The sequence below is a fragment of the Mixta mediterraneensis genome (assembly GCF_030283135.1).
Lineage (GTDB): Bacteria > Pseudomonadota > Gammaproteobacteria > Enterobacterales > Enterobacteriaceae > Pantoea > Pantoea mediterraneensis.
This window is the reverse complement of sequence record NZ_JASUAZ010000091.1, coordinates 1-3902: the sequence shown is the minus strand read 5'-3', so window position 1 is coordinate 3902 and position 3902 is coordinate 1. Positions and strand designations below refer to the sequence as shown.

At 48.7% G+C, this 3902-nt stretch carries 4 protein-coding genes and 1 pseudogene; 1 reads left to right on the top strand and 4 read right to left on the bottom strand.

What is annotated here, in order from left to right; all coding sequences use genetic code 11:
* Positions 1 to 126 precede the first annotated feature (126 nt).
* The 4 genes and pseudogenes from umuC to traM form a co-directional block, all read right to left on the bottom strand.
* Positions 127 to 1056, bottom strand: a pseudogene (gene umuC / locus QRY16_RS21540) (translesion error-prone DNA polymerase V subunit UmuC); the annotation flags it as partial.
* Positions 1057 to 1062: 6 nt separating this feature from the next.
* Positions 1063 to 1482, bottom strand: a complete 420-nt coding sequence (umuD, locus tag QRY16_RS21535; protein WP_289778001.1) for a translesion error-prone DNA polymerase V autoproteolytic subunit — start codon at positions 1480 to 1482, stop codon at positions 1063 to 1065.
* 343 nt (positions 1483 to 1825) lie between these two features.
* Positions 1826 to 2521, bottom strand: coding sequence for an IS6 family transposase (locus QRY16_RS21530; RefSeq protein ID WP_193405569.1), 696 nt, complete (start codon positions 2519 to 2521; stop codon positions 1826 to 1828).
* A 251-nt stretch (positions 2522 to 2772) separates the two neighbouring features.
* The gene (gene traM, locus QRY16_RS21525; RefSeq protein ID WP_032648830.1) at positions 2773 to 3168 is read right to left on the bottom strand and encodes a conjugal transfer relaxosome DNA-binding protein TraM; all 396 of its coding nucleotides are present in this window, start codon (positions 3166 to 3168) and stop codon (positions 2773 to 2775) included.
* A gap of 430 nt (positions 3169 to 3598) precedes the next feature.
* On the opposite strand from traM, the gene QRY16_RS21520 reads away from it, so the two are divergent.
* A partial coding sequence (locus QRY16_RS21520; protein ID WP_289778000.1) for a transglycosylase SLT domain-containing protein occupies positions 3599 to 3902 on the top strand: 304 nt, incomplete at its 3' end.

Here is a 3902-nt window from a genome sequence, read left to right as displayed (position 1 = left end):
TGTAAAACACTAATCTCCACTCTGGTCTCCAATGTCATCATTGGCAGTGCCTTAAAACTGCCATTTTTACCCTAGGTGGGTCAGATTTACATCGGCAGGTGGGCCAGTTTTACATCGGTAGCGACACATCAGCGTCTGGTTGGCGTTGTTTCCGTACTGCGGCTCGTTGGCGTAGGGGCTGGTTCGCAAAAACACGCTGACGTGTTTGCAGTACTGCCGCTCCTGGCGGAGTTTCTCGGCGGCGCGCTCGGCATACTGGCAGACAGCCTGTCTCATATCCTGAAGCTGTGTAATGCGTTCTCCGAAGCTGCGGCTGCAGATGATCTGCTGTTTGGCAGGCAGGGCTTCAATGGATATGCAGGATGTGCCGTTGAGTTCACGTATGGTTCGCTCCACCACGACCCCGAACGTCTTCTTCATCAGGTTCAGGTTGGCGTCCGCCAGCTGAAGCACCGTCTTAATGCCCATCGCATTCAGCTTTTCTGATAACTTTCGCCCGATCCCCCACGTCTCATTCACTGGCAGCAGAGCCATCAACTTTCGCTGACGGTCGCGGTTACTCAGATCCACGACGCCTCCAGTGGCTGGCCACGTTTTTGCCGCGTGGTTGGCCAGCTTTGCCAGCGTAAGTGTCTGAGCAATCCCGATCCCGCAGGTCAGCCCCGTACGCTGCCGTACTGTCGTCCTGACGCGCTGGCCAAAGGCCAGGTAAGACTCACACGAATCTATGCCGGTGACCTTCATAAATGCCTCGTCGATTGAGTAAATAGTCAGCTCTGGGGCCATTTCTTCCAGCGTGGACATGATCCGTGCGGACATGTCGCCGTAAAGCGCGTAGTTCGAACTGAAACAGGTTACCTGGTAACGTCTGATTATGTCCTTCGCCTGAAAGTAGGGGGCGAAGCGTTTAATGCCGAGCTTTTTAGCTTCTTTATTTAGAGCCACAATCGCCCCGTCGTTGTTACTAAGCACGATCACCGGTTTACCCTTCAGGTCTGGCCGGAACAGTTGTTCGACGCTGGCGTACATCGAGTTGACGTCACAGAGCAGGTACATTGTGCGTCACTTAAACGAATGTATGGCGTGGATAACAACGCCGAAAATATCCAGGTCGTCCGGATTAACAAATATCGGGGAGTAGGCTGGATTCATCGGTTGCAGGCACAGCACAGGATGTGTGCAGAGCCGTTTCACGGTGAACTCACCGTCGACGGCGGCAATGATGATGTCGCCGTGCGAAGCCTTTTCTGCCTTATCCACGATCAGCAGGTCGCCAGACAGTATCCCGGACTCGATCATCGAATCCCCCTCGGCTTTGACGAAGAATGTGGCGGAGGGATGGTTGATGCAGAACTCATTTAAATCCAACGTCTTTTCAACGTAGTCCGTGGCAGGACTGGGGAAACCGGCCTGACAGGTGTCTGCAAACAGCGGGAGCTGCAGTCGTGAGCTGGTCAGAGGGGAAATGATTTCTGCTTTCATAAAGGCCTTAATTGTGCTGTATGGATATACAGTATTATGGTGGGTGTTTTTGGCTATTGGCAAGAAAAGTCTTAGAGGTTTTGGTCAGATGTCTGTTTTGTCGACGGAAATATTTTGCTCTTAAGTTATCCACAGTTTCAGTGAGTAACTTCTGTATGGCTAGGTGATAACCCCTGTCGAGGGGGCCCCCTCACTGTAGTATCCGTAAAAATTCTCAATATGGAAGTCGAGGATCTCCGCTCTTTATGCCGTGGCGTTGCCCCGGCGGGCATAAACGCCGTGCCCGCACTGGGTTCTGTCGCATTAACAGAGCAGAGTCAGCAAACGTTGTGCTGCCGATATTTTAGGCAGCCAACAAATAAAATTGTTCCGCTGGTGACAATCTGTCGCCGGCGGGATGCTGAAGTTGTCCTTTGCGTATCATCTGTAACAACTCGATGCCTGCTAACAACGTCTGCGCCCGGCGGAACGACTTGAATCCCAGCATCGGCCGTATTCGTCGTTTGATATTCCGGTGATCCTGCTCAACCAGGTTGTTCAGGTACTTGCTCTGCCTGATGGTCATCCTTTCTTCTTCTGGTTTGTTGGCGTTAAGTGTGGTCAGGGCGGCCGTGTTGGCGCCACTTTTATCGATAGTCACTACCTCGGGTTCGCCATGATGACGAATGGCCTTGCGAAAGAAACGCAACGCAGCGGCAGCGTCGCGTCTGGCGGTCAGCAGGAAGTCGACGGTTTGACCTGCAGTATCTACCGCGCGGTACAGATATTTCCACTGGCCTTTGATTTTGATGTAGGTTTCGTCCATGCGCCACCGCCGACCCACGGTGCGCTTATGCCGACGAAACGCCTTATCCAGCAACGGCACCAGACGGATAACCCAGCGGTGAAGCGTCGAATGGTCAACAATAATGCCGCGCTCGACCATCATTTCTTCGAGATTGCGCAGGCTAAGGGCATAAGCCAGATACCAGCGAACGCATTGAGCAATAACATCGAGGGGATAGTGCAGGCGTTTGAAGGCTTTTCGTATCAGAGGCATGAGCAGGCAACATCATTAAAAAAAACAGCATGTTACCCGACGCCGCCTTAATGCGACAGAACCTTGAAGCCTCCTAGAAAGGTTTCTGTGTATAGTCGGTACATCGGGTCTCTACCCCGGTGTACCGGCGAATCGACAAACAGGTTGTCGACAATCAAATTTTAGTTAAGACTGTATAAAATATAACAACTTTAGCTTACATCGTCACCCAAAAATGGTAGATCGATAATCTATTTATCTTACTTTTTCAGTTAATTATCTTGAGAATCATCATCCTCTTTAGGGAAGAACTGAGACACAATCTCTTCAACATCTTCCCGAATAGATGTCACCATTTCCTTGAATGCAAATTTCTCGTTACCTTCCAGGTGTGGACTAAGAGAAGTCATACCTAACAGCTTACTGGTAGTGAGTTGTGTTTTAAGAATGTTCTCCAGAATGGTTTTATTAAAAAGCGCTTGGTTAAACCCTGACGTTTTTCTTTCCATTTGTGCCTCATAGACGCGCAACCCAAGTTCAAGCAGCATAGATGCAATACTGGAATAGCTAATATCTTTCTCTTTAGCACCTTCGGCACGCCGCTGAACGGCAATCGCATTGATTTTTTCTGCGACATTGTCATTAACATAAACCTGGATCTTAGCCATAAGCCCTCTTATTTAAATATCCATACAAGCCAAATATTACCGACTCTAAAACCACGTATTTTTGTGCGATTCACCATTAGAATCACCACGATAAAATGACGACTCCCATCACGAATCACCCCCCATTTAATTACGAATCTAATATAGATTCACGCCCCTAGCAAACAAATGTTTTTTAAAAAAATAGTCGCCACTGAATCGCGTGCAATTCAATAACGACTCGCTTTAGATTTGCATGCGAATCGCTTTCACACATTAAAATAATTTATTTCACATTACTTTTTCTCTAACTGCATGTTTTTGAATGCCAATCAGCAAAATTTTAATTTTGCGTGGGGTGTGGTGCTTTTGGTGGTGAGGAGTGCATATTAGTTGAGTCTGGGCATGGGATGGGTTAACGTATTTCCGGCATGGTGTCCGGAGGGAAGAAATGAAACGGATTGCTCTTACGTTTTTAACGTTGGCTTTTTCTGGAATGTTGAACGCTGCTGATTGTTTTGATCTGGCAGGAAGGGATTATCATATAGATCCGGATCTGCTTCGGGCAATCTCCTGGAATGAATCGAACTTCCGCACAGACGTAAAAGGCCACAATCCTGTTTCGGGCTTTGGCTCCGGACTTATGCAGGTGGACTCCCAGCACTTTAACGAATTGGCTCGTTATGGAATAAAACCGGAGCACCTTATTTCCGACCCATGTATGAATATCTACACCGGGGCTTACTATCTTGCAA

Coding starts and splice junctions, on each gene's coding strand:
- traM (WP_032648830.1), bottom strand. CDS start 3,168: ATGGCTAAGATCCAGGTTTATGTTAATGACAATGTCGCAGAAAAAATC.
- umuD (WP_289778001.1), bottom strand. CDS start 1,482: ATGAAAGCAGAAATCATTTCCCCTCTGACCAGCTCACGACTGCAGCTC.
- QRY16_RS21530 (WP_193405569.1), bottom strand. CDS start 2,521: ATGCCTCTGATACGAAAAGCCTTCAAACGCCTGCACTATCCCCTCGAT.